General features: G+C 57.4%; 25 protein-coding genes. 13 read left to right on the forward strand and 12 right to left on the reverse strand.

What is annotated here, in order from left to right:
• The first annotated feature begins 24 nt into the window (after positions 1-24).
• Positions 25-1,032: a 2-dehydropantoate 2-reductase gene (locus AC2FI7_RS08900; protein WP_010441719.1), complete on the forward strand. Its 1,008-nt coding sequence runs from the start codon at positions 25-27 to the stop codon at positions 1,030-1,032.
• Here AC2FI7_RS08900 and AC2FI7_RS08905 read toward each other — a convergent pair.
• From AC2FI7_RS08905 to hrpB, 3 genes are all read right to left on the reverse strand, one after another.
• A complete protein-coding gene (locus tag AC2FI7_RS08905; RefSeq protein ID WP_010441720.1) occupies positions 1,001-2,479 on the reverse strand; it encodes an inorganic phosphate transporter in 1,479 nt (492 codons plus the stop codon). The two genes, AC2FI7_RS08900 and AC2FI7_RS08905, sit on opposite strands and share 32 nt — an antisense overlap.
• An 89-nt stretch (positions 2,480-2,568) precedes the next feature.
• A complete protein-coding gene (locus AC2FI7_RS08910) occupies positions 2,569-3,027 on the reverse strand; it encodes an NUDIX hydrolase (RefSeq protein WP_010441721.1) in 459 nt (152 codons plus the stop codon).
• Between the two features lie 191 nt (positions 3,028-3,218).
• On the reverse strand, positions 3,219-5,657 hold the full coding sequence (gene hrpB, locus AC2FI7_RS08915; protein ID WP_010441722.1) for an ATP-dependent helicase HrpB: 2,439 nt from the start codon (positions 5,655-5,657) through the stop codon (positions 3,219-3,221).
• Between the two features lie 120 nt (positions 5,658-5,777).
• Between hrpB and meaB the strand changes: the two genes are divergently transcribed.
• From meaB to AC2FI7_RS08940, 5 genes are all read left to right on the forward strand, one after another.
• Positions 5,778-6,755, forward strand: coding sequence for a methylmalonyl Co-A mutase-associated GTPase MeaB (gene meaB / locus AC2FI7_RS08920; protein WP_010441723.1), 978 nt, complete (start codon positions 5,778-5,780; stop codon positions 6,753-6,755).
• A gap of 170 nt (positions 6,756-6,925) precedes the next feature.
• Positions 6,926-8,119: a Hint domain-containing protein gene (locus tag AC2FI7_RS08925; RefSeq protein WP_010441724.1), complete on the forward strand. Its 1,194-nt coding sequence runs from the start codon at positions 6,926-6,928 to the stop codon at positions 8,117-8,119.
• 119 nt (positions 8,120-8,238) lie between these two features.
• A complete protein-coding gene (rpmB, locus tag AC2FI7_RS08930; RefSeq protein WP_008756960.1) occupies positions 8,239-8,526 on the forward strand; it encodes a 50S ribosomal protein L28 in 288 nt (95 codons plus the stop codon).
• 407 nt (positions 8,527-8,933) lie between these two features.
• Positions 8,934-9,284: a hypothetical protein gene (locus tag AC2FI7_RS08935; RefSeq protein WP_010441725.1), complete on the forward strand. Its 351-nt coding sequence runs from the start codon at positions 8,934-8,936 to the stop codon at positions 9,282-9,284.
• Positions 9,285-9,329: 45 nt separating this feature from the next.
• Positions 9,330-9,770, forward strand: coding sequence for a copper chaperone PCu(A)C (locus AC2FI7_RS08940; RefSeq protein WP_010441726.1), 441 nt, complete (start codon positions 9,330-9,332; stop codon positions 9,768-9,770).
• Between the two features lie 104 nt (positions 9,771-9,874).
• Here AC2FI7_RS08940 and AC2FI7_RS08945 read toward each other — a convergent pair whose 3' ends face one another.
• Both AC2FI7_RS08945 and AC2FI7_RS08950 read right to left on the reverse strand, forming a co-directional pair.
• Complete coding sequence (locus AC2FI7_RS08945; protein ID WP_050806461.1) at positions 9,875-10,483, reverse strand: HdeD family acid-resistance protein; 609 nt, start codon at positions 10,481-10,483, stop codon at positions 9,875-9,877.
• 61 nt (positions 10,484-10,544) lie between these two features.
• Entirely contained in the window at positions 10,545-11,249 is a 705-nt protein-coding gene (locus AC2FI7_RS08950) for an NAD-dependent deacylase (RefSeq protein WP_480606215.1), read from the reverse strand.
• Positions 11,250-11,277: 28 nt separating this feature from the next.
• On the opposite strand from AC2FI7_RS08950, the gene AC2FI7_RS08955 reads away from it, so the two are divergent.
• Positions 11,278-11,727: a low molecular weight protein-tyrosine-phosphatase gene (locus tag AC2FI7_RS08955; protein WP_029621970.1), complete on the forward strand. Its 450-nt coding sequence runs from the start codon at positions 11,278-11,280 to the stop codon at positions 11,725-11,727.
• A 337-nt stretch (positions 11,728-12,064) separates the two neighbouring features.
• On the opposite strand, the gene AC2FI7_RS08960 is transcribed toward AC2FI7_RS08955, so the two are convergent.
• The 4 genes from AC2FI7_RS08960 to AC2FI7_RS08975 are packed head-to-tail and all read right to left on the reverse strand — an operon-like array spanning position 12,065 to position 15,346.
• Positions 12,065-12,445 (reverse strand): carboxymuconolactone decarboxylase family protein, encoded by a 381-nt coding sequence (locus AC2FI7_RS08960; RefSeq protein ID WP_010441730.1) that lies wholly within the window; start codon positions 12,443-12,445, stop codon positions 12,065-12,067.
• A complete protein-coding gene (locus AC2FI7_RS08965) occupies positions 12,432-13,358 on the reverse strand; it encodes an aldehyde dehydrogenase family protein (protein WP_010441731.1) in 927 nt (308 codons plus the stop codon). The genes AC2FI7_RS08960 and AC2FI7_RS08965 overlap by 14 nt, the downstream gene beginning before the upstream one ends.
• 6 nt (positions 13,359-13,364) lie before the next feature.
• Positions 13,365-14,462, reverse strand: coding sequence for an aromatic ring-hydroxylating oxygenase subunit alpha (locus tag AC2FI7_RS08970; RefSeq protein ID WP_010441732.1), 1,098 nt, complete (start codon positions 14,460-14,462; stop codon positions 13,365-13,367).
• On the reverse strand, positions 14,459-15,346 hold the full coding sequence (locus AC2FI7_RS08975) for a MurR/RpiR family transcriptional regulator (protein WP_496833354.1): 888 nt from the start codon (positions 15,344-15,346) through the stop codon (positions 14,459-14,461). Before AC2FI7_RS08975 ends, AC2FI7_RS08970 begins: the two co-directional genes overlap by 4 nt.
• A gap of 66 nt (positions 15,347-15,412) precedes the next feature.
• On the opposite strand from AC2FI7_RS08975, the gene AC2FI7_RS08980 reads away from it, so the two are divergent.
• From AC2FI7_RS08980 to AC2FI7_RS08995, 4 genes are read left to right on the forward strand one after another with little or no spacing between them, the layout of a single operon-like run.
• Positions 15,413-17,857, forward strand: coding sequence for an FAD-dependent oxidoreductase (locus tag AC2FI7_RS08980; RefSeq protein ID WP_029621973.1), 2,445 nt, complete (start codon positions 15,413-15,415; stop codon positions 17,855-17,857).
• On the forward strand, positions 17,854-18,456 hold the full coding sequence (locus AC2FI7_RS08985) for a dimethylsulfonioproprionate lyase family protein (RefSeq protein ID WP_010441735.1): 603 nt from the start codon (positions 17,854-17,856) through the stop codon (positions 18,454-18,456). The genes AC2FI7_RS08980 and AC2FI7_RS08985 overlap by 4 nt, the downstream gene beginning before the upstream one ends.
• Positions 18,453-19,556, forward strand: coding sequence for a mandelate racemase/muconate lactonizing enzyme family protein (locus tag AC2FI7_RS08990; protein ID WP_496815789.1), 1,104 nt, complete (start codon positions 18,453-18,455; stop codon positions 19,554-19,556). The genes AC2FI7_RS08985 and AC2FI7_RS08990 overlap by 4 nt, the downstream gene beginning before the upstream one ends.
• A 3-nt stretch (positions 19,557-19,559) precedes the next feature.
• Positions 19,560-20,834 (forward strand): aspartate aminotransferase family protein, encoded by a 1,275-nt coding sequence (locus AC2FI7_RS08995; RefSeq protein WP_496815791.1) that lies wholly within the window; start codon positions 19,560-19,562, stop codon positions 20,832-20,834.
• Here the strand turns inward: AC2FI7_RS08995 and AC2FI7_RS09000 are convergent, their stop codons facing one another.
• From AC2FI7_RS09000 to AC2FI7_RS09010, 3 genes are all read right to left on the reverse strand, one after another.
• Complete coding sequence (locus tag AC2FI7_RS09000) at positions 20,835-21,776, reverse strand: LysR family transcriptional regulator (protein ID WP_010441738.1); 942 nt, start codon at positions 21,774-21,776, stop codon at positions 20,835-20,837. It abuts the gene before it with no gap.
• A 65-nt stretch (positions 21,777-21,841) separates the two neighbouring features.
• A complete protein-coding gene (locus tag AC2FI7_RS09005) occupies positions 21,842-22,150 on the reverse strand; it encodes a hypothetical protein (protein ID WP_010441739.1) in 309 nt (102 codons plus the stop codon).
• Between the two features lie 164 nt (positions 22,151-22,314).
• Positions 22,315-23,466 carry a hypothetical protein gene (locus tag AC2FI7_RS09010; protein ID WP_010441740.1) on the reverse strand — a complete coding sequence of 384 codons (1,152 nt, stop codon included), beginning with the start codon at positions 23,464-23,466 and terminating at the stop codon, positions 22,315-22,317.
• Between the two features lie 90 nt (positions 23,467-23,556).
• Here AC2FI7_RS09010 and lepA point away from each other — a divergent pair, with 90 nt between their 5' ends.
• Positions 23,557-25,356, forward strand: coding sequence for a translation elongation factor 4 (gene lepA, locus AC2FI7_RS09015; protein WP_010441741.1), 1,800 nt, complete (start codon positions 23,557-23,559; stop codon positions 25,354-25,356).
• 144 nt (positions 25,357-25,500) lie between these two features.
• Entirely contained in the window at positions 25,501-26,361 is an 861-nt protein-coding gene (locus AC2FI7_RS09020; protein WP_496815795.1) for a S1 family peptidase, read from the forward strand.
• Positions 26,362-26,375 lie beyond the last annotated feature (14 nt).

Consider the following 26,375-nt stretch of genomic DNA (forward strand, 5'->3'; position numbering starts at 1 on the left):
ATTGGGCCACAGCGGAGGAGTTCAATGAGAATCGTCATCGCGGGCGCAGGCAGCATAGGCTGTTATTGCGGTGCATTGTTGGCAGATGCGGGCCACGTGGTCACGCTGCTGGGCCGCGCCCGCGTGCTGCAGCCGATCCGCGAGCAGGGACTGACCGTTACCGATTTCGCAGATCTGGACTGCCATGTGCCGATCGCGAAATTGACGCTCAGCGAAGATCCCGCCTGCTTAGAGGGCGCTGAATTGGTCATCGTCACGGTTAAATCCGGCGCAACAGCCGAGATGGCAGCGTTGATTGCGGCGCACGCGCCGGCGAATGCCCCGATTGTGTCCTGGCAAAACGGTCTGGAAAACACCCGCGCACTACGCGCGGTCCTTGACGGCCGCGACGTGCGGGCCGGAATGGTGCCCTTCAATGTGGTGCCAACCAATGCCGCGTTCTATCATCGCGCCACCTCCGGCGATATCATCATCGAACAAGGTCAGGGCGATCTCGCGCTGCATCTCAGTACCCCGGATTTGCCCGTCACCGAAAGCGACCGGATCGAGGCGGTGCAATGGGGCAAACTGGTGATCAATCTCAACAATGCACTGAACGCGTTATCAGGTCTGACCCTGCAAAACCAGCTGCTTGATCGAAGCTGGCGTTGCTTGATGGCCGATCAAATGGCCGAGGCTTTGCGCGTTTTGAAAGCCGCGGGAATCGAAGTCGCCTCAACGACGCCACTGCCAGCATGGACGACCCCGCATCTACTGCGGTTGCCAACACCAATCTTTTCGCGGATTGCAGCAAAGATGCTTACCATCGACCCTAACGCGCGTACCTCGATGGCCTACGATCTGATGGAGGGTCGCCCGACCGAAATCGACAGTCTGCAAGGCGAAATCATCAAGCTCGGGCAAATTCACGCGATCCCAACTCCGATCAACAGCCACATCTGCGGCCTTATTCATCAAGCACCGCGCGGGCCACTTGCGGTCGATCAGGTAATACCCCCGATCAACCAAATGCGGTCAGCAGCCAGAAGATAACTGCCGACAGGGCTGCAGCTGCGGGAACTGTGATTACCCACGCTGCTACGATCGTCATAAAATGGGATCGCCGTACCAACTTGCGCCGCCGACGCTCTTCCCGTGCAAGACGCAGTTCAGCGGGTCGTTGAAGGTTCGAATATTTCCAGCGCCGTTCTGCATGCCATTCTCGATAGAACCCCACGCCAAACACGGCCCCAACTGCGATATGGGTTGAGCTGACGGGTAAGCCCAGCCAACTGGCTACGATAACTGTAATCGCTGCTGAAAGCGCAACACAGAACGCGCGCATGGGGTTCAATTTGGTGATCTGGCTGCCTACCATGCGGATCAGCTTGGGCCCAAACAGGAACAAACCGAAAGAGATGCCAAAGGCTCCGATTACCATGACCCATGTCGGGATTGACACTTTTGATGCAAAATCTCCGAATTCGGCAGCATGGACGATCGCGGCCAGCGGACCCACCGCATTGGCCACATCGTTTGCGCCATGGGCGAAGCTCAAAAACCCTGCGGAAATCACCAGTGGCAAACCAAACAGCGTTTTCAACGACCGGGTTCTGTTCTCAAGGCCTTCGGATTTCCGTCGCACCCAAGGCACGGTCGCGGCCCAGATCAATCCGCCCGAAGCCAGCCCGATCAGCAGGGCGAACTCAATATCGATTTTGACGATGCGTTTCAGGCCCTTGACCGAAAGGTAGGTGGCAAAAGCCCCGGCCATCACGGCGACCAGAATGGGAACCCAGCGACGTGCGGCTGCGATTTTATCGTCCTGGTATTGAATCTTGTGTTTGATCAGCGCCAGAAATCCCGCAGCGATCACGCCACCCAACACGGGTGAGATAACCCAGCTCGCGGCAATTGCGCTCATCGTGCCCCAGCTTACGGCACCAAGCCCGGCAGCAGCGACGCCGGCGCCCATAACGCCCCCTACGACCGAATGCGTGGTTGAAACAGGCGCGCCCACCCAGGTGGCTAAGTTTACCCACAACGCGGAAGATATCAGTGCAGCCATCATCGCCCAAATGAAGACATCACTATTTTGCACCGACATTGGATCGATGATCCCTTTGGAGATCGTCGAAACCACGTCTCCACCCGCGAGCAGTGCGCCAGCACTTTCGGCAATTGCGGCGATCAGAATCGCGCCCCCCATTGTCAGTGCATTTGCACCAACCGCCGGTCCCATGTTGTTGGCGACGTCGTTGGCCCCGATGTTGATCGCCATATAGGCCCCGAAGGCTGCAGCGGCGACAACGATTAATCCGCCATCGGCGCGACCAAACATAACTGCGGCGGCCAAACCTGCCAAAGCGATAAAGACGAGTGCGATACCGGGTGCCAGCAGCGGGCGCGCCACATGGGCATTGGCATACTCAAGACGAGAAATGCGGTGGAGGTCGCTGTCGAGCGCGTGCCAGCGGGCTTTGGGTGGTAGATCAGACATCGATTTTCACAGGCCGTTCGATTTGACGCCCGCCGCTACCCTGTTCCGTCGAAAGCGGCAACCTTTGTCATGAGAAATATACGTAATTGTTACATTTGCAGCAGCAGATCGCGCAATTCAGGCTCCTGCACCCGTCCAGCCGCCACTTTGGGCGAAACCCAGCAGCGTTTGCGCTGATTGGCCTCAGGATAATCGTCGGCCAGATTCGTCACCTGAACACGATACACGCTGGTGACCACATGCTGCGCCGTGCCGTCGTTCAATGTCTTGTCATAAGAGTATTGGCCGATCGGTTCCTTTGGAACATCCGTCGCCTGAACGCCAGCTTCCTCCCATGCTTCCTGCAACGCAGTCTCGGGGCCGTTAAGGCCATCAATGGGCCAGCCTTTTGGAATAATCCAACGTCCGGTTCCGCGGCTGGTGATCAGTAATACATCATCGCCGGACTCTGTGCCCCGCGTGCAAAGCGCCGCCACCTGCACCCGGTTTGGGCGCTGGAATAACGGTCGCGCGACCTCTTCCCAGATGTTGCGTATCCATTTCGTCATGTTCAGCCTGCTCGGACGTCTTTGTTTTTATTCGAAAGAGTTAAATAATCATGTATTGCAGGCTTAACAATAGATTGGCGGAAGAATGGGCAAAAATGGCCTAATTTCAGCCAATAATGCGGATATCTGTAGCATTTTTGCTGAATTGTGGTGCTATCACCGCCAAAAACATTGGTTAGATTGCGTCCGGTTCAGTTTTTACGACGTTTCGCACGCAGAGTTGGGTCAGCTTGAGTTGGATCTTCAGGCCAGGGATGTTTGGGATATTGCGCCCGCATATCCTTGCGCACGTCCGCATAAGACCCAGCCCAGAACCCTGGTAGATCGCGGGTGATCTGTATCGGTCTCTGCGCCGGTGACAGCAGTGTGATCTTTAAGGGCTCACCACCGATTAACGGGTGTTGGGTCACGCCGAACACCTCTTGCAATCGCACCGAAATCTCGGGCGCCGCACCGCTATAGTCGATTGGCAGCTTGCGTCCAAGCGGAGTCACAAACGACCCCGGCGCGCGGCGGTCCAGCTCTTGCGTCTGGGCCCAATCCAGCCGGGCACGCAAAGCTGGTAGCAGGTCAAAACGCTTCCAGTCTTCGGCGCTGCGTACGCCCGAGAGCGTAGGCAGCAGCCAGTCCTCCAGCGCGTCCATAAGACCCCCTTCCGAACAATCGGGTAGGTCAACACCTTCAGCTCGAACCAACTCGACCCGCGCTGCCAACCTTGCCGAGGCCCCCTGCAGCCGTATTCCGAGATCACGCACCCCGACCAGCATTGCCTGGGCCACAGCGTCTTCGGGTACGTCTTTCCAGATGCGGTCATCCAGGGTGATCGCCCCGAAGCGTTCCTGCCGTCGGGCCACGACACGGCGTTCGCGCTTGGACCATTCGCAACTATCGACCCATTCAATCTGATCGTCGAATAGATCGCGGATTTCACCCTCGGAAATCTGTGCGGCCATGCGTACGCGGGCCTCGCGCGGGTTGCCGTCTGTGTCGGTGACGACCAGATAAGGAGCTGTTGCCAAGGTGTCGTCAGCCTCCAGCACCACGCCCTTACCGCCCGAGAGGACATAGCGGGGGGTATCACCCCTGCGCCGTTGCGCGATGCGGTCCGGATAGGCCAGGGCTGCCGTCGCCGCAGGGCTCAGATCGCCAGAGCCCTGCGCTTGCGCACGTAACCGTTTTCCCTCTGTTTTGATCCGATCCAGCGCGCCCTCGTTGACTTGCCAGACGCGATTGTGCCGAAACTTGCGGATATCCCGCAACGCCTCAAGCCGCAACGACAGATCAACCGGCGCTCCACGCAGCGGATCTCGATCTGCCATCAGCGCCGCCAAGGGGGCGGCCTCGCGGCCCGCACGCACCAACATATGCGCGAGACGTGGATGCAGCGGCAACGCAGCCAACGCGCGCCCGTGTTCCGTAATCCGGCCCTTGCTGTCCAAGGCGTCGAGCATGGTTAGCAAGGATCGTGCCTCGGTCAATGCGCCCTCAGGTGGCGAAGTCAGGAACGCAAGATCACCCGGCTCCGCGCCCCAGAGCGCGAGCTCCAGCGCCATTCCGGTCAAGTCGGCGGCTTCGATCTCAGCAGGTGGGTATGCGAGCAGTGCGCCTTCTTCGCCCTTGGACCACAGCCGGTAGCACACGCCTTCGGCTACACGGCCTGCACGGCCCGCACGTTGAGTGGCCTCGGCTCGTGTTACCCGCTCGGTCACCAGCCGCGACATGCCAGAACCTGGATCGAACCGTGCGCGCCGCGCTTGGCCCATATCCACCACCACGCGGATATCGGGTATGGTCAACGAGGTCTCAGCAATCGATGTCGCCAGCACGACTTTGCGGCCTGTCGTCACTGGCGCAATTGCTGCGCGTTGGGCTGCAAATGGCAGGGCACCAAAAAGAGGGTGTACCGTGCAGTCGTTGGGCAGGCGGCGTGTCAAAGCAACCTCGGCGCGCCTGATTTCCCCTTCGCCGGGCAGGAAAACCAGCATTCCACCTGTAGTTTCCCGCTCGGCCTGCACAACCAGATCAACAAGCGCATCCAAGCGTCGAGCCTGCGCACCCAGAGGTCGGTCAAGCCAACGGGATTCAACCGGATAGCTGCGCCCCTCGGAAGTGATGAGCGGCGCATCCATCAGCCGCCCCACCGGTTCGGCATCCAGTGTCGCAGACATTGCAAGCAGGATAAGATCGTCCCGAAGCGCTCCTGCCACCTCAAGGCATAAGGCCAGCCCCAGATCGGCGTTCAGCGAGCGCTCGTGGAATTCATCAAAAATTACTGCCCCCACGCCTGCTAAATCCGGTTCGAATTGCAGCATGCGGGTCAAAATGCCCTCGGTCACCACTTCGATCTGTGTGGAATTTGAAACCTTCGTATCACCGCGTACGCGGTAGCCGACGGTCTTACCCACAGGTTCACCCAAAGTCTCAGCCATGCGCTCTGCAGCGGCCCGCGCGGCCAGTCGACGTGGCTCAAGCATCACGATTCGACCATCGCCAAGGCCTGCATGCAGCATCTCAAGCGGCACGCGGGTCGTTTTACCCGCACCCGGAGGCGCCTGCAGTACCGCGCACCCATGCGTTCGCAAGGCGTTCAGAAGATCGGGAATGGCGTCATCAATGGGCAACCGGGTCATATCGCCTTATCGCCAAAGCCTCGGCCAAGGTCCAGCATCGCCGATCCGGACCCGAGTTGGGGCTGGACAAACCGGGTCATCCCCTCTCATCTATGGCAAATTCCAGCCGGGGACTGACCGATGAACATTGCCGAGCTTGGCGACAGAATCTTGAACGGAGAGCGCAGGGCACTGGCCAGAGCGATCACGCTGGTCGAAAGCGGGCGTGATGACCACCGAGCGCAGGCCACGGACTTGCTCGATCAGTTGGCTGGTGTCGGGCGGCAGGCGCTGCGAATTGGCCTGTCTGGCACGCCAGGTGTCGGCAAATCGACCTTTATCGAAAGCTTCGGAATGATGCTGACGGGGCAGGGGCTACGTGTTGCGGTTCTGGCAGTTGATCCCAGTTCGGCCCGTTCGGGCGGCTCGATTCTAGGCGACAAGACCCGCATGGAGCGGCTGAGCCGCGAGAAAAACGCCTTTATCCGCCCATCACCCAGTCAGAGCCATCTTGGTGGTGTGGCGCGCCGCACGCGCGAAGCGATCGCACTCTGCGAGGCGGCGGGATTTGACGTCGTGTTGATTGAAACTGTGGGTGTGGGCCAATCGGAAACCGTGGTGGCTGAGATGTCTGACCTTTTCCTGCTGCTGCTGGCCCCGGCGGGCGGTGATGAGTTGCAGGGCGTCAAGCGCGGCATCATGGAAATGGCCGACATGATTCTGATCAACAAGGCTGATGGCGACCTGAAAGCGACTGCCACCCGCACCTGCGCTGATTACGCGGGCGCGCTGCGTTTGCTGCGCAAACGCCCGCAAGACCCCGAAGGGTTCCCCAAGGCCATGACCGTTTCAGCGGTTGAAGAGCATGGGTTGGAACAGGCCTGGGACGAGATGCAGACCCTGACCACTTGGCGACGCGACGCCGGGCATTGGGCGTCGAACCGCGCTACACAGGCGCAATACTGGTTCAAACAAGAGGTGCGCCACGCCTTGCTGGCGCGACTCGAAACGCCACAGATGCGCGACCGGATGAGCGATCTGGGCACGCAGGTCAGTGCAGGCCGTCTCAGCCCGTCGGCGGCGGCCGATCAAATCCTCGCCGGACTGTCCGACACGTAACACTCTGGCGGTATGATGCGTGCGCGGCTGGTGGGCTGACCGCTAATCGTGTATTATCGTTGCATATATTGCTGTGTTTGAGTGTGAGTTGCTGCGTTTGAACCGGGTTGAGAAAGGGCTTGATCAGCTCGGATCGTGCCCGGATGCTCCGAGGAACGGGACACGTCAGAATGCCCAATATCAATGGCACCAACGGCGACGACGATATCGATGTCACAAATGACAACGGTACGTTGAATGGCGCGCCGCAGGGGTCCCCGATTGATAATATCCGGGGCCGTGGCGGCGATGATGATATCACCATCACCGATAGTACCATTGCCAACAATGTCCTGGGCAACGCAGGTATCGACACGATCACAGTCACCAACAGCACGGTTGGCGGGCGCATCGCCAGCGGGTCCGATGCGGACACGGTTGGTGTCAGCGGGTCAACCGTGGGCAATATCCGGCTCGGCGGCGGCAATGACACGCTGAATTTCATCAGCACCACGGTGACAGGCGACATTCGAGGCGGCAGCGGAACCGATACGCTGAACCTGCCTGAGGGCACTGTTATCACGGACGATACCTTCGGGGTGATTACGGTTGAAGATGGGGTCGGATACTCAATCTCAAGCGGCACATTCACCCTGCCATCCGGAATAACTGTCACCTATTCGGCGTTCGAGAACGGATCAGGCATGCCCTGTTTCACGCGCGATACATTGATAACGACGCAGCACGGCCAGACTACGATCCAGTCGCTGCGCACCGGTGACCTGATCCCCACGCTGGGGCAGGGCCTGCACCCGATCCGCTGGATCGGACGGCGCGAATTTGACCGCCCCCAGCTTGAGGCCAACCCCAGACTCTGGCCTGTGCGCATTCTTGCAGGTGCATTGGGAGAGGGGCTGCCTCATCGTGATCTGCTGGTCTCGCGCCAGCACCGGATGCTGGTGCACTCAAAGATCGCCCAACGTATGTTCGGCACGAACGAGGTTTTGATTCCGGCCATCAAGCTCACTGCGATGCCGGATATCTACGTTGATCAAAGCGTCGAAAGCGTTGAGTATTTTCACCTGCTGTTTGACCGCCATCAAGTGATTTTTGCTGAAAACACCCCGACCGAAAGCCTTTATACCGGCCGCGAAGCGTTAAAATCTCTTAGTGTTGCGGCGAGACGTGAAATATTCGAAATCTTCCCTGAGTTGGCCGAACTAGATTACCGCATCGATCCGGCCCGCCTGATCCCGCGTGGGCGATTGCAGACACAGTTGATCTCGCGCCATCTGAAGAACAACAAACCTCTATTGCAGCGGTCGGAAGCTGGCGCCACAATGGAAAACGACTTCGGTATAAAGATTTCGCCGCACCCGTCTTGACCCTTCGCGTGATTCCCACTACACGCATCCAACCAGTTTTCGGGCGCGACTTCGGGTTGCGCCCCTTGTGATTTGGCCGAGGGTCTTGTACCCGGCCTCCAGAAACAAAGGAAGAAACCATGTCGCGCCGTTGCGAACTGACCGGAAAAGGCCCGATGACTGGCAACAATGTCAGCCACGCCAAAAACAGAACTCGTCGTCGTTTTCTGCCCAACCTGAACGACGTTACCCTGCAGTCGGAAACCCTGGGCCGCGGCGTAAAGCTGCGCATCTCGGCGGCAGCCCTGCGCTCGGTAGACCACCGCGGTGGTCTGGATGCATTTCTGGCGAAAGCCAAGGATGACGAACTGTCGGCGAACGCCTTGAAAGTGAAGAAAGAAATCGCCAAAGCGCAAGCTTCGGCGTAAGTCTTGCCGACACAAAAGTATTCAGCCCTGCATCCTTGGATGCGGGGCTTTTTTGTCGGTGATGATTGCAATGATCCTGTCCATTGTTTTTAAAAAGCTAACAAAGCGAGCCTTTCCGTGACTTTGTTCACAGAAGTCTTGATGAAATCAATATATGTATATGCATATTGTTGATTTTGGGGGGTCATCATGCTGTTTCGAGTAACAAATTTATTGTCTTTCGTGCCAGCTTCACTTGCGGCGGCAGTGGTTCGATGCACGCGGATGCAACGCCGGGTGAATCGACTACATACGAGTATGAACGCCGACCCGGCAAAACCACCCAAATCCTGAACCGGGCCATTCTGTCTCAGCCTGGCCTTCTCGCTTGTAGCGGATAGAAACTCAGGCGTATATCTCGGGCTAGGATGAAAGACTTTTTCCGCCAGATACTGCCTTATGCGCTGTCCCTGCTCGTACTTGTCACGGGGCAGGGCCTTGCTGCATCGCGCGGCATTGATCGTGCGGTGGGGCAGATGGTTCTGTGCACCGGAACCGGGCCTGTGGTTGTGTATATGGATGACGAGGGTCAACCGACACGTGCGCCGCATTACTGTCCGGACTATGCGCTTAGCCTGCTGGGCGCTGTGCACGATGCGCGCGCTGCCCTGCCTTTGGCTCCGTCCAGGGCGTTGCCCGCTCCACCACTACGCTCGGCGGATTTGATTTCGGCCCCCTTGCCACGGCATCCTGCCCGCGCTCCTCCGATCTCTGTCTGAATTAGACATCTAACAAAATCAGAAATTTACGTAAGGAGAGTCGCAATGACCCTCAAATCCACTTTGCTCGCAACTTTGGCTGCGCTTTCATTCACCTCAGGCGCCATGGCTGCCGATGCTATCGTTGTTGACGATGCCTACGCGCGGTCCTCAGGTAAATCCGCCAAGGCCGGTGCCGCCTTCATGGTAATCGAAAACCACAGCGATACCGATGACCGCCTGATCGGCGTCAAATCAGATGTGGCAGGGCGTGTAGAGCTTCACACCCACAAGGTTGATGAAAACGGCGTTGCCCAGATGATCCATGTCGAGGAAGGATTTTCCATACCGGCAGGTGAAGCCCACCTGCTGAAACGTGGCGGTGACCATGTCATGTTCATGGGACTCAATGCGCCATTTGAACAGGGATCTTCTGTGCCGGTGACGCTGATTTTTGAACAGGCCGGAGAGGTTGTTGTAGAAATCCCGGTAGATTTGGAGCGGTAGGATCAGGGCGGGCACGGCTCACGCGACCACTCGCATTCGAACTAATCCGCCGTTTCATCAGCCATCATCAAGGCATTAGGCCGGACAATGCCCGGCCTATATTGCTAGCGGTTGACAGTTTTCATTCCCAACCGATCACCTGCATTTTTGAACCGTGCGGCCAGAAAGAACATCACGATGGCTGAGGTCAACGCAAAGAAAGCAATTGCCCAACCCAAAGCCACCATTCCGCTGCCGGGCCAGAATATAAGCACCAGCCCGATGATGAGGGCAAAGATACCTGAATTTCGCACCGTTGCACGCTCGGGATCCTGTGGGTGCATCTGAGGCAGGGCCATGAAGGAGCCTATGGCCACGAATAACGCCATCGCCCCCATCAGCGTAAATGCCAGCCACGCCACTCCCTGTGGCCAGATCAATAGTATCAATCCGATCAGAGCAGCACCGATGCCAAAGCCTCCAACCAGCCCACGTCGCCCAAACCCAAGCCAAGTGAGCGCACCATCCAGAATAAGCAGCGCCCCCACCAGCCGCAGCAATACTGAGATACTGCTGGTGGGCCAGAACAGCGCCGCAATCCCGATCAGACCGGCCAGAATTCCGCGCAGCAAGAAGGTCCACCACAGGTTGGCAAGATTCTCGCTTAAGGTGTCACGCGCGTTGATGCTGCTATCGTCAAGGATTTCTCCGTCTTTGGGTGGTAGATCTGTCATGAACTCACTCAGCATTATTGTTTTCAGCACCATAGACGCGAAAGCGCTGCTCTGTCTGCCCCTATCGCGTGCGGCCCCGTACCAACATTTCATTGACCCAACGCGGGATCACCTCGGTAGCAGGCCCGAGGTGTGTCTCATCAAAGACGGACGCCCCAGAGGAAGGTTCAAGGTTCAATTCTATCGTTCGCGCACCTCCGGCCCGTGCCTCTTGCGCAAAACCTGCCGCCGGATAAACCTGACCTGAAGTGCCGATTGAGGCGAACAGTGCGGCTTCAGCCAGGTGATCGTAAATTTCATCCATAAAATAGGGCATCTCACCAAACCACACCACATCGGGTCGGGCCGTCGGTTGAAAGCAGGCTGGGCAAGGCTCGTGTACCTCCATCTCGGGTGGCGAGGTCCAGCGGTGCCCGCAAACTCCACATAGGGCACCGGCCAGCGTGCCATGCATATGGAGCACCCGTGCAGCCCCGCCTGCCTCATGCAGGCTGTCAACATTCTGCGTGACGATGACCACTCCGCCGGGCCATCGCTTCTGCAGCCGGGCAAGCGCCCGATGTGCGGCATTGGGCTGTGCCTTGGCGGCCTGCACCCGGCGGGCATTGTAAAACCCATGCACCAGTGCCGGATTGCGGACGAATCCTTCGGGCGTTGCGACATCCTCGATCCGGTGCTGCGCCCACAGGCCGCCTTCGTCGCGGAACGTGCCCAGCCCGCTTTCGGCGGAAATTCCGGCTCCAGTCAGAATGACGATCTTTTCCATGGCCGCCTCACGCGCTACACCCATTCCCATGACACACCGTATCCTTTTCGTCTGCCTGGGCAATATCTGCCGCTCTCCGGCAGCCGAGGGCGTTTTTCGCGCCCGCGCGCGCCATCACCAAACCGACAGCGCCGGAACATCGGGTTGGCATATCGGTGATCCGCCCTATGGCCCAATGCAAAAAGCCGCCCGCGCCCGCGATATTAACCTCAGCGACCTGCGCGCCCGCCAGTTCGTGGCCGAGGATTTCCACCGCTTCGATCTGATCATCGGTATGGATGCGGACAATATCGCCAATATCGAAGACCTGCGCCCCGATGGCAGCGATACTCCTGTCCGCCTGCTAACCGATTTCGCGCCACATTCCGGTGCCGATCACGTGCCCGATCCGTATTATACCCGCGATTTCGATGGAGCGCTGGACCTGATCGAAATTGCTGTTGAGGGCTTGCAGGCGTACCTGAGCGCTGAGCTATAGAAGCTGGAGTACGCCCTGCATTCAGGGCACTGAACGCACCGATGCCTGCGCAGAGCTCATCTAGATCGATGCTGTACTGCGCACCAATGTCCGAACCGAGGTGAGCAACAAATATGGAGGGGCATGTACCCCTCCTTTTGAATCTTGGTTCTATTCGTCCGGGTGAAAGTGTACGTCCATTAGACCTTCCCCTTGAATCAACAGAATTGTTGGTTCGTCGGATATCAATCCCGGAGCAAAGAGGGGCCACACACCGGTATAGAATAGGACCACTATGTTTGAGTGATGCGGCGTTGTGGTGCGAGACCGCCAGTGTAAGGTTGAGCGCTCGCGCCTTCTAACTCTCTTCCAGCACCTTCTTGGCCACACGGAAGCACTCCAACGCCTGCGGCACGCCGCAATAAATTCCAATCACGTGAACGATTGCGCGGATTTCTTCTTTGGTGACGCCATTATTGATGGCCCCGCGGCAGTGGGTCTCCCATTCAGTCATTTTGCCTAGTGCGCCAATCATCGAGAGGTTCATCATCGACCGGGTCTTTGCGTCGATCACGTCATCCCCCCAGCCAAAGCCCCAACACCACGCGGTCATGGCCTCCTGAAACGGGCGAGTGAAATCATCTGCTGTAGCCAAGTTCTTTTCGACATATTCAGCCCCCAGCGTAGTTTTGCGCTGTTCGAGCCCTTTCAGAAACAGATCTTCGTCAAATACGCTCATGGTCTAGTCCTTCAGTTTGATGGCGACGTTTTTGGTTTGTACATAGTTCCACAAGGCTTCGCGCATCTTGGGGGGCGCCATTCGCGAACGCATTCAGGTCAGCATCATCATGCGCTATCGCAGCGGATTTCCGGCCAAGTTTCAGCACACTGGAGACGACGTTCTTGGCGGTGATGGTCGCAATGGCAATGCCCGTGGGGACGGGCCCTGTGAAGACGATCTGGTTCACATGCGTGTGGGTCGACAAGGCACTACCGGACTCGTGGCCCAGCCCGTAAAGGATGTTCACCGCGCGCTCAGGCAGGCCTGCGGTCTCTGCAGCGGAGGCAAACCACGAGTTGCTGAACGGTGTCAGCTCTGGCGTTTTGATCACGCCGGCGTTGCTCGAGGCAAGTGCTGCTGACAGCGAACGCGTCGTCATTTCGATCGGATTGCTCCAAGAGATTATCTGCGCCGAAACACCGTGGGGTTCGTAGGTCGTGAAATTGTAATGGTCTTTCCCCAACGGGATCGAGTGGCCCTCGAAGGATTCAGCCTGATCGCCATAGTATTCGAAATACGGCGCGGCTTCCTCGACCTCGATCCGGGCTTCCCACAGGGGGTCGCACTGTTCCAGCGTCAGAATCCTGGCGATCTCGTCAATATGGGTCAGCATATAGTGGCCCATGGCCTGCACTATGTGACCATGTTCGACTGGGCGCAGATCGGACAAGGTACCTGATAGATGCGCGCGTTTTGCAGCCATATCGGCGCTGACAACGTTGCCCGCATCCGTAAGCGCACACTCGGCCAGCTTTTTGTCGATGCTAGGGTTCAACGCGTCGATCCGGCTGGCTATGCCGTTGACCAACGCGCCATCAATGTAGCTTAGCCAATAGGCCTTCATTACAGATCGATCAATATGTTGGTGCATTGTGCGTCAATGTTCTTGACCATCTACAGCTTCACGCATCCAGCGCTGCAATGCAGCGATGGAATGCTCTGAACTGACCCCGCAGTTGGGGTCCAGCACAAGGGGACCGGGGCGATAACCACGAGATTTCAGCCCTCGCTGCACGCTTTCCACGAGGTGGATGTCCTCTTTTACTGTTGTCTCGCGATCTTGAGCGGCAAGACCCCGGATTACCTCACTTTCAGCACCTTCCGGCGTAAACCAGCCGCGCCAGACGGTACAGTTTTCATGGCCGTGGGCACGCCAGTGGTAGGTGTTTAGAACATTGCCCGGATAGCATTGGAATGAGAACATGGGCCACAGGAACCAGCTCTGATAATCCCCGGCATGGGGCACCGACATGTCCACGGGATAGGTCATCTTTTTCATTGGCTGACATTCGGTTGTATGGCGCAGAACATATCCGCCGTCCGCATCCGGTTGGATGTCATAGGTTTCCGGCTTGATTACACCCTCGGCGAAAGTCGCGTGGTTAATGGGACAGTGGTAGCACTCTGAGTAATTCTCGACCGAGACCTTCCAGTTGCAGTTCTCAGGCACCTCGACCCATTCCAGAGGGGCAAGCCTGACGACATTGGGAACGAATTCGGCGATCTCTTCACGGACACCGGGGAACCAATCGTCCATCGGCGCCGCATCGTCATCGAGGTTGACGAAAAGAAAGCCATGGAAATCTTCGGTCCGGACTTCGGTCAGGCAGATCTCAGAGCGGTCAAAGCCCGGAACGGATTTGATGTTCGGACCCGCGCGCAAATGTCCAGTCAGTTCGTAGGTCCAGGCGTGATAGGGGCAGACCACCACACGAGTGTTACCAGTCCCGGTGACCATTTCGTGGGCGCGGTGTTGGCAGACGTTATAGAAGGTGCGGATCACTTCGTCCCGGCCACGGATCGAGAATAGGCTTTGGCCCGCAATTTCAAAAGTGAAATAGTCACCGACATTGGGAAGCTGGCTGACATGGCCCGCGAATTGCCATGTCCGGGCAAGCAGGCCGGACATTTCTTGCGCATAAATATCGGGATCGGTGTAATAACGCGCGGCCAAAGACCTGATGGGTTCGGTCATGTCTTCTCCTCGTGATACAGTCCCAGCTGGTGGCGACGGTTGTGGAATTTCTCGACCCGTTCGACGATCTCGTCGCTGGCAACGGCGATGACGAATGACAAAAGCGTCTCAAGCAGCGCGATGATGCTGACCGAGGACGGGAAGAATTGCGGTGTATCGACCGATACCACGAAGTCATGATCGGCCAGACGCAGGATCGGGCTGGCGGGACTGTCGGACAGAGCGACGATGACCATGCCCTGTTCGCGCGCTATCTCGACGGCTTTGACCACCTCGGACCGGTAGGTTTTGCAGGTGATCGCGATCAGCACGTCACTTTCATCTGCCCACGCCAGATCATCGACAGGGGTCGAGCCCGGACGCGGGATGGCGTGAAACTCCTTCATACCGGTCGAGGCCAGATAGGTGAAATTGCGCGCGATCGAGTTGTTGACGCCCACGCCAAGGGTAAACACATTGCGCGAGGCCCAGATCGCCTCGGCCGCCGTCTTCAGGTCGTCGGTCAAGATACCCGCAAAGGTCTCTTCGACGTTGCGCAGCACGTCCTGCACTATGTCGGCATATAGCCCGCCCAGATCGTCCGATTTGCGAATGTCCTGAAGCCAGCGCGCGCGGTCCGGGAAGTCGGCGGCGCCGCGTCGGATGGCATCGCGGAAGGGCGCGCGGAAATCTTCGTAGCCTTCGAACCCGACCTGACGGGCCATGCGCACGACGGTGTTGGGTTTGACATTCGCAGCCTCTGCGATTTCGCGCACCGTCGACACCCCCACATCACGGGGGTTTTCCAAGACATAAGTTGCCGCCTTGCGTGCCTCGGGCGTCAGCTCGGAAAGCTCATCGGCCAGACGCTCGAGAATCGTATTTGATACATTTGTCCCATTCATGATTGACGATGGTATTTTTGTTTGCTTAGCGTGTCGAGAGGAAAACGACTCGAAAAGGATGTTGTCGTGGCAAGTGAGTTTCCATCCCACGCACGCGTGGTCATCGTCGGCGGAGGCATCATGGGCGTCGGGCTGGCCTATCATCTTGGGCATGAAGGCTGGGGTGCGGAAACGGTGTTGCTTGAAAAGGCCGAGCTGACCTCGGGCAGCACATGGCACGCCGCCGGACAGATCACACATTCGACCTCGTCCTTTGGGTTGGGGAAGTGCGTGGACTATAATATCGGCCTCTATTCCGGTGGATTGGAAGCGGAAACAGGCCAGCCGGTGACATGGCACGGCTGCGGGTCGTTTCGCCTAGCCTATACGGAAGACGAAATGGACTGGTTGCGCCATACGCTATCGGTGGGTCGCTCGCTGGGTTTCAACATCGAACTGGTTGGGCCGGAAAAGGTGGCCGAGTTGCACCCGTTCTATAACCTCAGTGGTGTTCTGGGCGCACTTCACACGCCGGATGACGGTCACGTGGACTCGACGAATGTCACGATGGCGATGGCCGCTGGGGCCCGTCAAAAGGGCGTGCGGATCATCCGCCAATGCCGCGCTTCCAACATCACGCAAGCTGACAATGGCGAATGGGTGGTTGAGACTGGGAAGGGCACAATCACCTGCGAGCATGTCGTCAATGCCGGCGGCACATATGCGCGGCAGATGGGCGAATGGTCGGGGCTGCAATTGCCCATGACCTCGATGACGCACCATTACTTCGTGACCGACGAGGTGCCCGAATTCCAGGGTCTCGACGTAGAACTGCCCGTCATTCGCGACGACAAGAAAGTTTCGGGCTATATCCGGATGGAGCAAAAGAAGGGCCTGATCGGGATTTACGAGAAAGAAAACCCGAACTCGGTCTGGCACGATGAATGTCCATGGCATTACGAGAATTGGCTGTTTGACGCGGATTATGACCGTGTCATGCCGTATTTGGAAGAAAGCCTGAACCGGATGCCGATCTTTGCCGATCTGGGCATTCAACGCGTCGTGCACGGCGCGATCAGCCATCCACCAGACGGCAACCCGCTGATCGGCCCGGCACCCGCTGTGCGCAATTACTGGTGCTGCTGCGGCACTCAGATCGGCATTGGATGGGGGCCCGGCCTGACCCGCGAGCTGGCGCGCTGGATGGTGCATGGGGCGGCTGACATCTCGATGCGCGAATTCGACCCGCGCCGGTTTGGCAGTTATGCCACGAAGAACTGGCAGGTAGTGAAGGCCGAAGAGGATTACTGTCTGCGCCACGAAATCCCCTTCCCACATTTCAACCGTCTGGTCGGACGCCCGATCAAGCCGTCCCCCTTGCATGATCTGCTGAAAAGCAAAGGTGCCGTGCATGAAGAGGTCTATGGCTTTGAACGCCCACGCTTTTTCGCCAAGGGGATCGAACAGTGCGACCACTATTCCTTCAACCGTTCCCCCGTCGACGATATGGTAGCGGCCGAGGTGAAAGCGGTGCGCACCGGCGTCGGCATCATGGATGTTACCGCCTTCGCAAAGGTGCTGGTCGAAGGGCCGGATGCATACGCATTGCTGGACCGGCTGACCGCCAACCGAATGCCGCAGAAGATCGGCTCGATCACCCTGACCCACATGCTGAACCGCGCTGGCCGGATCGAGCTGGAAACGACGATTGTGCGGATGGCTGAAGACCGCTTCTATCTGGTCTGCGCCGCTTTCTTCGAACAACGCCTGCTGGACCACTTGAACCATCGACGCGCGGAGGAAGATGTGACGATAACGGCCCTGTCGTCCGAGTGGAGTGTCCTGTCCCTGAACGGTCCCAAGTCGCGGGACGTGTTGGCCGCCTGCACTGACGCCGACTTGTCCAACGCCGGGTTCCGCTGGCTGTCTGCACGGGAAATCACGGTTGCAGGTCACAATGTCTGGGCATTCCGTATGTCCTACGCGGGCGAGCTCGGTTGGGAATTCCACATGCCCAATGACGCCAGCCTTGATGTCTACACTACGCTGTGGGCTGCGGGTGAGATACACTGCATTGCCGATTACGGCAGCTTCGCGATGAATGCGATGCGTATGGAGAAGGGCTTCAAGGGGGCTGGCGAATTAACCAACGAGGTCACACTGGCCGAGGCTGATGTTTTGCGTTTTGCTCGGACGGACAAGGAGTATCTGGGCCGCGACAAAACTCTAAATACTGACCTGCCGTGGGTCTGCGCCTATCTGGAAATCGAGCCCGACGGAAAAGCGGACGGCCACGGCGGTGAGGCGGTGGTTTTGAACGGGCAGGTGGTCGGATCCACAGCGTCCGTGGCCTTTGGCCCAACAGTCGGGAAGATTTTGGCCTTTGCCTATGTCAAACCTCACGCCGCCACTCCCGGCACGGCGCTTGAAGTGGTGATCCACGGCATCCGCCGTGCAGCCCGTGTGCTGGGCGATCCCGCCTACGACCCCAAATCCAAAAAGCCCAGAACCGACGCAAGGGAGATCGCGTGACACAAGCACAGGTCTGGACGCACGCAGCAGCCGAGCTTGCCCGCTGCTTTCGTACCTACCCCTCTCTTGCGGAGTTCAGTTCATTTCCGACTGATCTTGTGCCACAAAAGGTCACGACGCGGGCCTTGCCCCCGCTTGATTTGCTGGCAACTGACCAAGCCTTGCGGTCTGGGACAGTCTCGACTTTGCGTGACGCTGTGCTTGCGCTTGCCTGCGACGCGCACTGGCTCGAGCATTATCGAGATAGCGGGATAGGCGATGATTTCATGGATCGGTTTGGCTGCTTCTGTCTGGTCGGCGATCAGGGCGGCTTTGCATCAGACCAACTCCGTGTCTGGCTGGTTTATATGCCGCCACATCTGCACTATCCGTGGCATCATCACCCAGCGGAAGAGCTTTATTTAGTGCTTGCCGGGCAGGCAGAGTTCCTACGTGCCGGACAAGCTAAGCGCTGGCTGAGCTCTGGCGACACTGCGTTCCACTCCTCTAACCAGCCTCACGCGATGACGACGGGCGCAGACTCGGTTCTATGTCTGGTATTCTGGCGCAATCAGTTCGAGTCCGGGCCGCAACTGACTGATGGAAATGACATATCATGAAAATCTCTCGCATTTCGTTATGGTCTGTCGATCTTACCAGCCATGAGACCTACTACATGGCCGAGGGCAAGACCTGCGACACGGTCAAAAGCCATGTCCTGAGTCTGGAGGCCGATAACGGAAAGAAAGGCTGGGGCGAGGTCTGCCCCATCCCGCATTACCTGCCCGCCTTCGCCAATGGTGTCCCCGGTGCGATCGAGGAAATGGCACCCGAAATCCTTGGCGTCGAACCGTTCGGCATTGATGCCCCAATGCGTAAACTGGATTCGTTCCTGCAAGGACATCTCTATGCGAAATCTATCGTCGACATGGCGTTGTGGGATCTGTTCGGCAAAGCGAGTGGGCAGCCCCTTTACGCGCTGCTTGGTGGCCGCACTCAAGCTGACATGCCGCTCTATCACTCGATCACCTGCGTCATGCCCGACGACATGGCGCGGATCGCGCGTCAGGCTTATGCGACGGGTATCCGACAGTTTCAAGTCAAGCTTGGGGCCGACGCCGACTGGCAAGCAGATGCCGAACGGTTGGCCAAGGTACGCGAGGCCGTGGGCGACGGCCCACTGGTCTATGGCGACTGGAACTGCGGGGCGACAAAACTTCAGGCCACGCGGACGGGACGCGCTGTGGCACATCTGGATGTTATGCTGGAGCAGCCCTGCAAAACGCTGGAAGATTGTGCAGCTGTCAGACAGGCAACTGGCCTGCCTATGAAAATCGACGAAAATGCCTATGATCTGGCGTCGCTCATGCACGCGCATGAACTGGGCGTGCTGGACGCAGTCGCCTTGAAACTGTCGAAATTCGGCGGGCTGTCCGCGATGCGCCGCGCGCGTGATCTGACTGTTCATCTGGGGGCCGAGATCTGCGCGGAATGCACTTGGGGATCAGACATAGTCACCGCCGCATCGCTGCATTTCGCCGCCTCGACACCGCGAGATGCCCTACTGAACACCTGCGATCTGTCGTCCTATGTAGGGCCACGCATTGCGCCGGATTGTCCGTCCCGCAAGGATGGGCGTATTGCACCACCAGAAGGCCCCGGGCTTGGGGTGAGGCCCGATCTGGACATCCTTGGTACCCCAATTCTTGAACTGGACTGACCTATGCAGAAACTGACCTCTCAAGCCGATTGGATCGCCCGGGCCCGCACCGTGTTGCCTGCCGGAGGCTTCGGCAATTTCGATCCCGGCATAGTCATCGCGCGCGGTGAAGGCAGCCGTGTCTGGGACGAGGATGGGAACGAATATGTCGACTATCTGATCGGCTCTGGCCCGATGCTTCTGGGGCATGGCCATCCTGAAATCATAGAGGCCGTTCTTGAGCAGCTCCCCAAGGGCATGACCTTCTTTGCTAACAATGCCAAGGGCATCGAACTGGCCGAGGCGATTGTTGAGGCGGTGCCGTGCTGCGAACAGGTCCGGTTTGTGGCCTCAGGTGGCGAGGCCGACATGTACGCCATCCGTCTTGCCCGCGCCTATACCGGCCGCGACAAGGTCCTGAAGTTCGAAGGCGGATACCACGGGATGAGCGCCGAAGCACAGATGAGCCTTGCGCCCGAAGTCCGCATCAACTTCCCCCAAGCTATTCCCGACAGCGCGGGCATCCCGCAAGGGGTCGCTGATCAGATGTTGATCGCCCCGTTTAACGATCTGACCGCGGTCGAGGCGCTGCTGGACGAAAACAAGGACGTTGCCGCGATTATCGTAGAGCCCCTGCAGCGGATAATTCCCGCCTTGCCCGGCTATTTGCAAGGGCTGCGCGACCTGTGCGACAAATACAGTGTCCTCTTGATCTTTGACGAAATCGTTACGGGCTTCCGGCTGGCCTATGGCGGCGCGCAGGAACGCTATGGAGTAACTCCAGACATCTGCACCTTGGGCAAGATCATCGGCGGCGGTTTTCCTCTGGCCGCCATTGGGGCCAATACCGAGATCATGCAGCATTTCGACAAATCTACTGTCGGCGCGAACAAATGGCTAATGCAGCTTGGCACACTGTCAGGCAATCCGATCGCTGCCGCAGCCGGCCTTAAGACGATGGACATCCTACGCCGCGAGGGCAGCTATGAGCGCTTGCGCGCTATCGGAAAAAAGCTGCAAGACATGCAAAGTGAGGAGTTGAGCAAGGCTGATATTCCGCATCAAATCTGTGGTGATGAGACCTTGTTTGACATCTTTTTTACAGCCAGTGTTTGCAGAGACTATCGGACCGCCAAGCATGACGACCCAAAGCGTAACGAAGCCTATAATGCGACGCTGCGACACCACGGCATCTTCAAGTCGGCCGGCAAACTCTATCCTTCACTGGCGATCTCCGAGATGGACCTTGAACTGACAAAAAATGCAGTTCAGGCAGCGGTGCGATCCATTCATGCTTGACTAACTTATCACCTTCAGCTGCCCGTCCAGCCACGGCAACTGCGCCAAAGCAGGGTCAACGATCTGGCTCTGCATCAGTCGCTTAATCATATCCGCCACTTCCTGCGGTACCTGATCCGACCAGTCGGAGCGAGTAATCAGTGAGATTCTGCGCGCGAACTTGCCAAACGGGGCAGGTTGCGCTTCCAGCCCGTCATGAAACCGTGCGGCGCGCATATAGCCCAGCGGTGTGGTGATCGCCCAGCCCAAGCCTCGTGCCACCATCGCCATTAATGCCAGATGCGAACCGATTTCGAACCGTTCTTCGAACTCCATTTGCTGCCTGGCCAGATGACCTTCGATCTGACGGCTGATCAACTGTTCACGGGCGTAGCGCAGGAAGGGCAGGTCTTGCATCGGCTGCTCGGCGCCCTTGGGAGCGACCAAAATGAACGGGTCTTGGACCAGAGGGTATTCGATGACACCTTCCAATACTTCACCAGAATGGGCCGAGACAGCCATGTGTAACCGCTGCGCCTCCAGTGCTTCGAACAAATCGAGGCTCGACAGCGTGATCAGCTTGAATTTCGACCGGGTCAGACTGTCGGCTAGCAGAGTGGCCAACCTGGGCGTCAGATCATTGTCGAAATCGTCGATCAATCCGATGGACAGAGTGGTCAGATGCCCCAGATCCATGACCGCCAGCTCGCTCTGGGCCACTTGCAGCTCACCCAGCACCGCTTGAGTGCGCGCCAGAAAACTGCGCCCGGCCTGCGTCAGCCGCATCGGTCGCCGCCCGTGATCCACCAGATCAGTGCCTAAAGCCTTTTCCAGATTGCGCAATTGCTGAGACACCGACGGCTGGCTGAGCCCCGTGATCTCGGCCGCCTGCGCCACCGATCCCGTCCGCGCCAGCGCCTCGAACACCTCAAGGCCCCGCAGGGTCAGCCCCTTCATCACCATCGCACATACCTTTCGCTGCGCCTTTCTGGGGCGCAGCGGGCATCAGGTCAAGGATTTGCCGTCGGTCAGCTGCAGATCGCCTGCGCCATCAGGCCAAAGTTCTGATACCGATCCCACAGCGCATCATCGCGCGCGGTCTGCGACATCTTCAACTCCTGCGCCTGATGGGGGTCTTCGAACCACTTTGCCACGGTCTTCTGATCGCCCCGCGTCAACGCCTGATCCGCTACGCGCTGAATGCAAGTGCATCGCGCCCGCGTCGCCGCCTCGCGGTCCGACGCCAAACACGCCCGTTTGATTTGCGCCGCGTCCACTGTGTGGGCCACCGCCGTCACCGATGCCGCACAAAATGCGATTAAGAGGAACTGTTTCATACTCGAGCCTCGTTTTTTGCCTGCCCGGACGGGTCTTATGCCCCTCTCGGTCTGCGGCGGAGTATGAATCAAAGTGGATTCGGGATCAATTGGGTGGCGCGAAAAAGTGATTGCACGAGTCGGAAACACCCCACCCCGTAGGCCGGGCTTCAGCCCGGCACCGGTCATGACAAAAACGGAAGCCACCGCTCCAAGGCTTCAATCAATGCTTCAATCTTCTCTGGATGCTTGGCGATGTAAGCATCCACAACAACGGTCGAACCCTTGGTCGCGCCAACAACGATTGCGGTGCCAACAGCTAAATTAACCTTTCCAGCACACCACTTGAGGAGACTGGTTAGTCCTGCTTTGAACTTGGCTAAGATTGCCTCAATCCAATCGTGAGCGGGATTTTCCTGCTCTAACGCGGTTGAGAGTTCTTCTTCGGCTTCCCAAATCAATGTGGCTGCGCCGTACAAACGCTCGTCTTGAATGCTCTCAGGAGGGTTGTTACCTCCGATGCCGTGGCGTGCGGTGGTTCGGACACTCAGGCTATCGCTTAAGTCCGTTAGGGCTTTCTCGACCTCCCAGCGGGTACGAATTCGTTCGATTTCTTCGGCAATTTCTTCTGAACTTGATTTCCAGATGTCATCATCAATCAACGCAACTCTACGTTGGAGTTCCCAGTCGATAGGTTTGCCATCGAGAAAACCTTGATACCATTCTTGCCAAAAACCAAACAAGTTGGACTTTCCATAGATGCTGGTTTGGATCGCATCCCAAAATTGAAGTAGGTTTTTGTTTTTTGAGTCAAGCAATGGAGTCGCGAAGCATTCCACCTTGCCCTTTGTCCTCATTGCCTCAATGTCTGCTACGGCAGAATTTATGGCCGCGTGGCAAATTGCTTCTGCAATCTTCGCTGCTTCAGACGCTCGAGATGCATTAGCGGCGTATTCTGCCGCATCCGATGCTGCGCGAGCGACTTCATCGGGTTGCTGCGTCCTGGCAGCCTGCGCAGCGGCTGCTGCCGACCTAGCTGCATACACCGGCGCTTGGTGCTTAAACTCCTCAACAACTTCGATTGTGCCACTTAACGATGCACGAATGAGATCGACCTGTACCTCAACGTCTGTGGCTTCTGATTGATCAAATAGTTTAACAACTTGAATTAGTACTTGCCGGAATTCGTGAGTTAAGTTCACTGCGGGATTTTGAGATAGCGTTCCAAAGGAAGTGTTAGGTAACAGTCTTAAGGCAATACGAGCTGCAATGATTGCCCTCTCTTGTTTAGTCATCTTTGCCCAGAGAGCTTTTTCTGCGTTTTGTAAATCGTTCATTTGAAAGACTCGATTGCAAGTATTCACTGTTTTAGTTCATCGATTGATGCACCTTGACCAACCCACGATTCCTCTACATATCCCCAACCCATGACAGACCTCGCTCATATCCGCAATTTCTCCATCGTCGCGCATATCGACCATGGCAAATCCACCCTTGCTGACCGGCTCATCCAAGAGACCGGAACGGTCAAGGATCGCGACATGAAGGAACAACTGCTCGACAGCATGGATATCGAGCGGGAACGTGGCATCACCATCAAGGCCAACACGGTTCGCATCGACTATACCGCCGACAATGGCGAAGCATACGTGCTGAACCTGATCGACACCCCCGGCCACGTGGACTTTGCCTATGAGGTCAGCCGGTCCATGCGCGCGGTCGAAGGTTCTCTGCTCGTCGTGGACTCGACCCAAGGGGTTGAGGCGCAGACGCTGGCGAATGTCTACCAAGCCATCGACGCCGATCATGAGATCGTGCCGGTGCTGAACAAGATCGACCTGCCCGCATCCGATTGTGACCGCGTCGCCGAACAGATCGAGGATGTGATCGGCATCGACGCGACCGACGCCATTCAGGTCAGCGCCAAGACAGGGCAGGGCATCCATGAGACGCTTGAGGCCATCGTGCAGCAACTGCCCGCACCGCAGGGCAATCTGGATGCGCCGCTCAAGGCGATGCTGGTGGATTCGTGGTACGACGCCTATCTCGGCGTCATCGTTCTGGTCCGCATCATGGACGGCACGCTGAAAAAGGGGATGCGGGTCAAGTTCATGTCGAACAACACCCTGCATCATGTCGACCGCGTCGGCGTTTTCCGGCCTGAGATGGAGATGGTCGACAGCCTCGGCCCCGGTGAGATCGGTTTCCTCACCGCATCCATCAAACAGGTCCGCGACACTCGCGTTGGTGACACCATCACCAATGACCGCAACGGTACTGAAGAGGCACTGACAGGCTTCAAACCCGCGCAACCGGTGGTGTTTTGTGGCCTCTTCCCCGTCGACAGTTCCGAATTCGAAGACCTGCGCGACGCGATCGACAAACTGGCCCTGAACGACGCCAGCTTCAGCTTTGAAATGGAAACCTCGGCCGCACTTGGCTTTGGCTTCCGCTGCGGCTTCCTTGGCCTTCTGCACCTCGAGGTTATCCGCGACCGGATCGAACGCGAATATGATATCGAGCTCATCACCACCGCGCCGTCGGTGATCTATCACGTCTACATGAAAGACGGCGAGATGATCGAGCTGCACAACCCCGCCGACATGCCCGACCCCTCCAAGGTCGATCACATCGAGGAACCGCGCATCAAGGCGACCATCCTTGTGCCGGATGAATTCCTCGGCGATGTGCTGAAACTCTGCCAGGACCGACGCGGCATCCAGATGGACCTGACTTATGCGGGCTCCCGCGCCATGGTCGTCTATGACCTGCCGCTGAACGAGGTCGTCTTTGACTTCTACGACCGCCTGAAATCGGTGACCAAGGGCTATGCCTCGTTTGATTATCAGATGACCGGCTATACCGAGGACGCGCTGGTCAAGATGTCTGTGCTGGTGAATGATGAGCCCGTTGATGCGCTGTCGACCATGGTTCACCGCGACCGGGCCGAGATGCGGGGCCGGGCGATGTGCGAAAAGCTCAAGGACCTGATCCCGCGCCACATGTTCAAAATCCCGATCCAGGCCGCCATCGGAGGCAAGGTCATCGCCCGCGAGACCCTCTCGGCGCTGCGCAAGGACGTGACCGCCAAATGCTACGGAGGCGACGCCACGCGGAAACGCAAACTGCTGGACAAGCAGAAGGCGGGGAAGAAAAAGATGCGTCAGTTCGGGAAGGTGGATATCCCGCAGGAGGCGTTTATTTCAGCGCTGAAGATGGATAGTTAAGTCTTGATTTTGAATTTAAACTCTTGGGTGAGGCAATACGGATCTCACCTAGTTGAGGCCTTTGAATATTTTTTGAATGATCCTGAAAGCTTTTGTGCTGATCTACCTAGATCCAGATCCGGAAACGCAACGCTAGGATTGTTGATGCGGGGTAACGACGACGGATTTAGAACTAACATTGAAGCGGTACAATTTGCCGAACTAGTAAGGGAAAGAAACGGTCTAGATTCGTTTCCTTATCCACTGGCCTTTTTCGCACTAGACCGAATGGCAGAGTATCTGGGATCGCCAAAAGCGTTCGTAGGTGCCTATGGAACATATGGGCTAATTAGCGAACTAATCGAACCTCCAAAGAGAGAAGGGTGGTTGTCTGGTGCGCTGCTAGGGCACTTGCATTTTTGTAATTCGCTGTCCGACGGAATTTTGGAAATTTGTGTAAAGACGCCGGAGGGTGACTATTGTACGGGAACAGGCTTTGTCGTCAAATTCAAAGACGGGAACAACCGAATTGTCACCTGCAAACACAACTTGTTCTCGGATCGCGGAGAGCAATACAAAATCGAGTATGTCAAATCGGGAAATACTGAACTTGAAGTTCATGGCGGATTCTTCTTCGATCGACTAGACGCCGCGGTGTTGCACTTGAGTAACGACTACTCAGGGGAGACCCTCTGCTTTTCTAAGGCCAGTTTGCTTGAGCAAGTAATTTCAGCGGGTTACCCGAAAGTCCATCTGCGCGAAACTAGCCCATTGCTGTTTCATAAAGGTGAGGTAAATGGGTGGACTGGTGACACAACAATTGGGACGAAAGAGATTGTAAACTCTTGTCATGTGGCACCCGGAAATAGTGGTGGGCCGTTGTTAAATGAGTGTGGCTGCGTGGTTGGAATCGTTTCAAGAAGGACTGAAACGTCATCAGTCGAAGGATTGGCAAATTACTCGTTGGCAGTTCCTTCCGAAGTTCTTTTTCAGGAACTCGAACAAGACCATATCACTGAATTTTAATTTATGTCGTCTGG

The sequence above is a fragment of the Ruegeria sp. YTSA064 genome (assembly GCF_059610325.1).

Bases quoted from the DNA above. Each gene is read 5' to 3' on its own strand.
- AC2FI7_RS09005 (WP_010441739.1), bottom strand. From the start codon at position 22,150: ATGAAACAGTTCCTCTTAATCGCATTTTGTGCGGCATCGGTGACGGCG.
- AC2FI7_RS08960 (WP_010441730.1), bottom strand. From the start codon at position 12,445: ATGAGCGTATTTGACGAAGATCTGTTTCTGAAAGGGCTCGAACAGCGC.
- AC2FI7_RS08970 (WP_010441732.1), bottom strand. From the start codon at position 14,462: ATGACCGAACCCATCAGGTCTTTGGCCGCGCGTTATTACACCGATCCC.
- AC2FI7_RS08995 (WP_496815791.1), top strand. From the start codon at position 19,560: ATGCAGAAACTGACCTCTCAAGCCGATTGGATCGCCCGGGCCCGCACC.
- AC2FI7_RS08925 (WP_010441724.1), top strand. From the start codon at position 6,926: ATGCCCAATATCAATGGCACCAACGGCGACGACGATATCGATGTCACA.
- meaB (WP_010441723.1), top strand. From the start codon at position 5,778: ATGAACATTGCCGAGCTTGGCGACAGAATCTTGAACGGAGAGCGCAGG.
- AC2FI7_RS08935 (WP_010441725.1), top strand. From the start codon at position 8,934: ATGAAAGACTTTTTCCGCCAGATACTGCCTTATGCGCTGTCCCTGCTC.
- AC2FI7_RS08940 (WP_010441726.1), top strand. From the start codon at position 9,330: ATGACCCTCAAATCCACTTTGCTCGCAACTTTGGCTGCGCTTTCATTC.
- AC2FI7_RS08965 (WP_010441731.1), bottom strand. From the start codon at position 13,358: ATGCACCAACATATTGATCGATCTGTAATGAAGGCCTATTGGCTAAGC.
- AC2FI7_RS09000 (WP_010441738.1), bottom strand. From the start codon at position 21,776: ATGGTGATGAAGGGGCTGACCCTGCGGGGCCTTGAGGTGTTCGAGGCG.
- rpmB (WP_008756960.1), top strand. From the start codon at position 8,239: ATGTCGCGCCGTTGCGAACTGACCGGAAAAGGCCCGATGACTGGCAAC.
- AC2FI7_RS08910 (WP_010441721.1), bottom strand. From the start codon at position 3,027: ATGACGAAATGGATACGCAACATCTGGGAAGAGGTCGCGCGACCGTTA.
- AC2FI7_RS09010 (WP_010441740.1), bottom strand. From the start codon at position 23,466: ATGAACGATTTACAAAACGCAGAAAAAGCTCTCTGGGCAAAGATGACT.
- AC2FI7_RS08975 (WP_496833354.1), bottom strand. From the start codon at position 15,346: ATGAATGGGACAAATGTATCAAATACGATTCTCGAGCGTCTGGCCGAT.
- AC2FI7_RS08955 (WP_029621970.1), top strand. From the start codon at position 11,278: ATGACACACCGTATCCTTTTCGTCTGCCTGGGCAATATCTGCCGCTCT.
- lepA (WP_010441741.1), top strand. From the start codon at position 23,557: ATGACAGACCTCGCTCATATCCGCAATTTCTCCATCGTCGCGCATATC.
- hrpB (WP_010441722.1), bottom strand. From the start codon at position 5,657: ATGACCCGGTTGCCCATTGATGACGCCATTCCCGATCTTCTGAACGCC.
- AC2FI7_RS08900 (WP_010441719.1), top strand. From the start codon at position 25: ATGAGAATCGTCATCGCGGGCGCAGGCAGCATAGGCTGTTATTGCGGT.
- AC2FI7_RS08990 (WP_496815789.1), top strand. From the start codon at position 18,453: ATGAAAATCTCTCGCATTTCGTTATGGTCTGTCGATCTTACCAGCCAT.
- AC2FI7_RS09020 (WP_496815795.1), top strand. From the start codon at position 25,501: ATGCGGGGTAACGACGACGGATTTAGAACTAACATTGAAGCGGTACAA.
- AC2FI7_RS08945 (WP_050806461.1), bottom strand. From the start codon at position 10,483: ATGACAGATCTACCACCCAAAGACGGAGAAATCCTTGACGATAGCAGC.
- AC2FI7_RS08950 (WP_480606215.1), bottom strand. From the start codon at position 11,249: ATGGAAAAGATCGTCATTCTGACTGGAGCCGGAATTTCCGCCGAAAGC.
- AC2FI7_RS08905 (WP_010441720.1), bottom strand. From the start codon at position 2,479: ATGTCTGATCTACCACCCAAAGCCCGCTGGCACGCGCTCGACAGCGAC.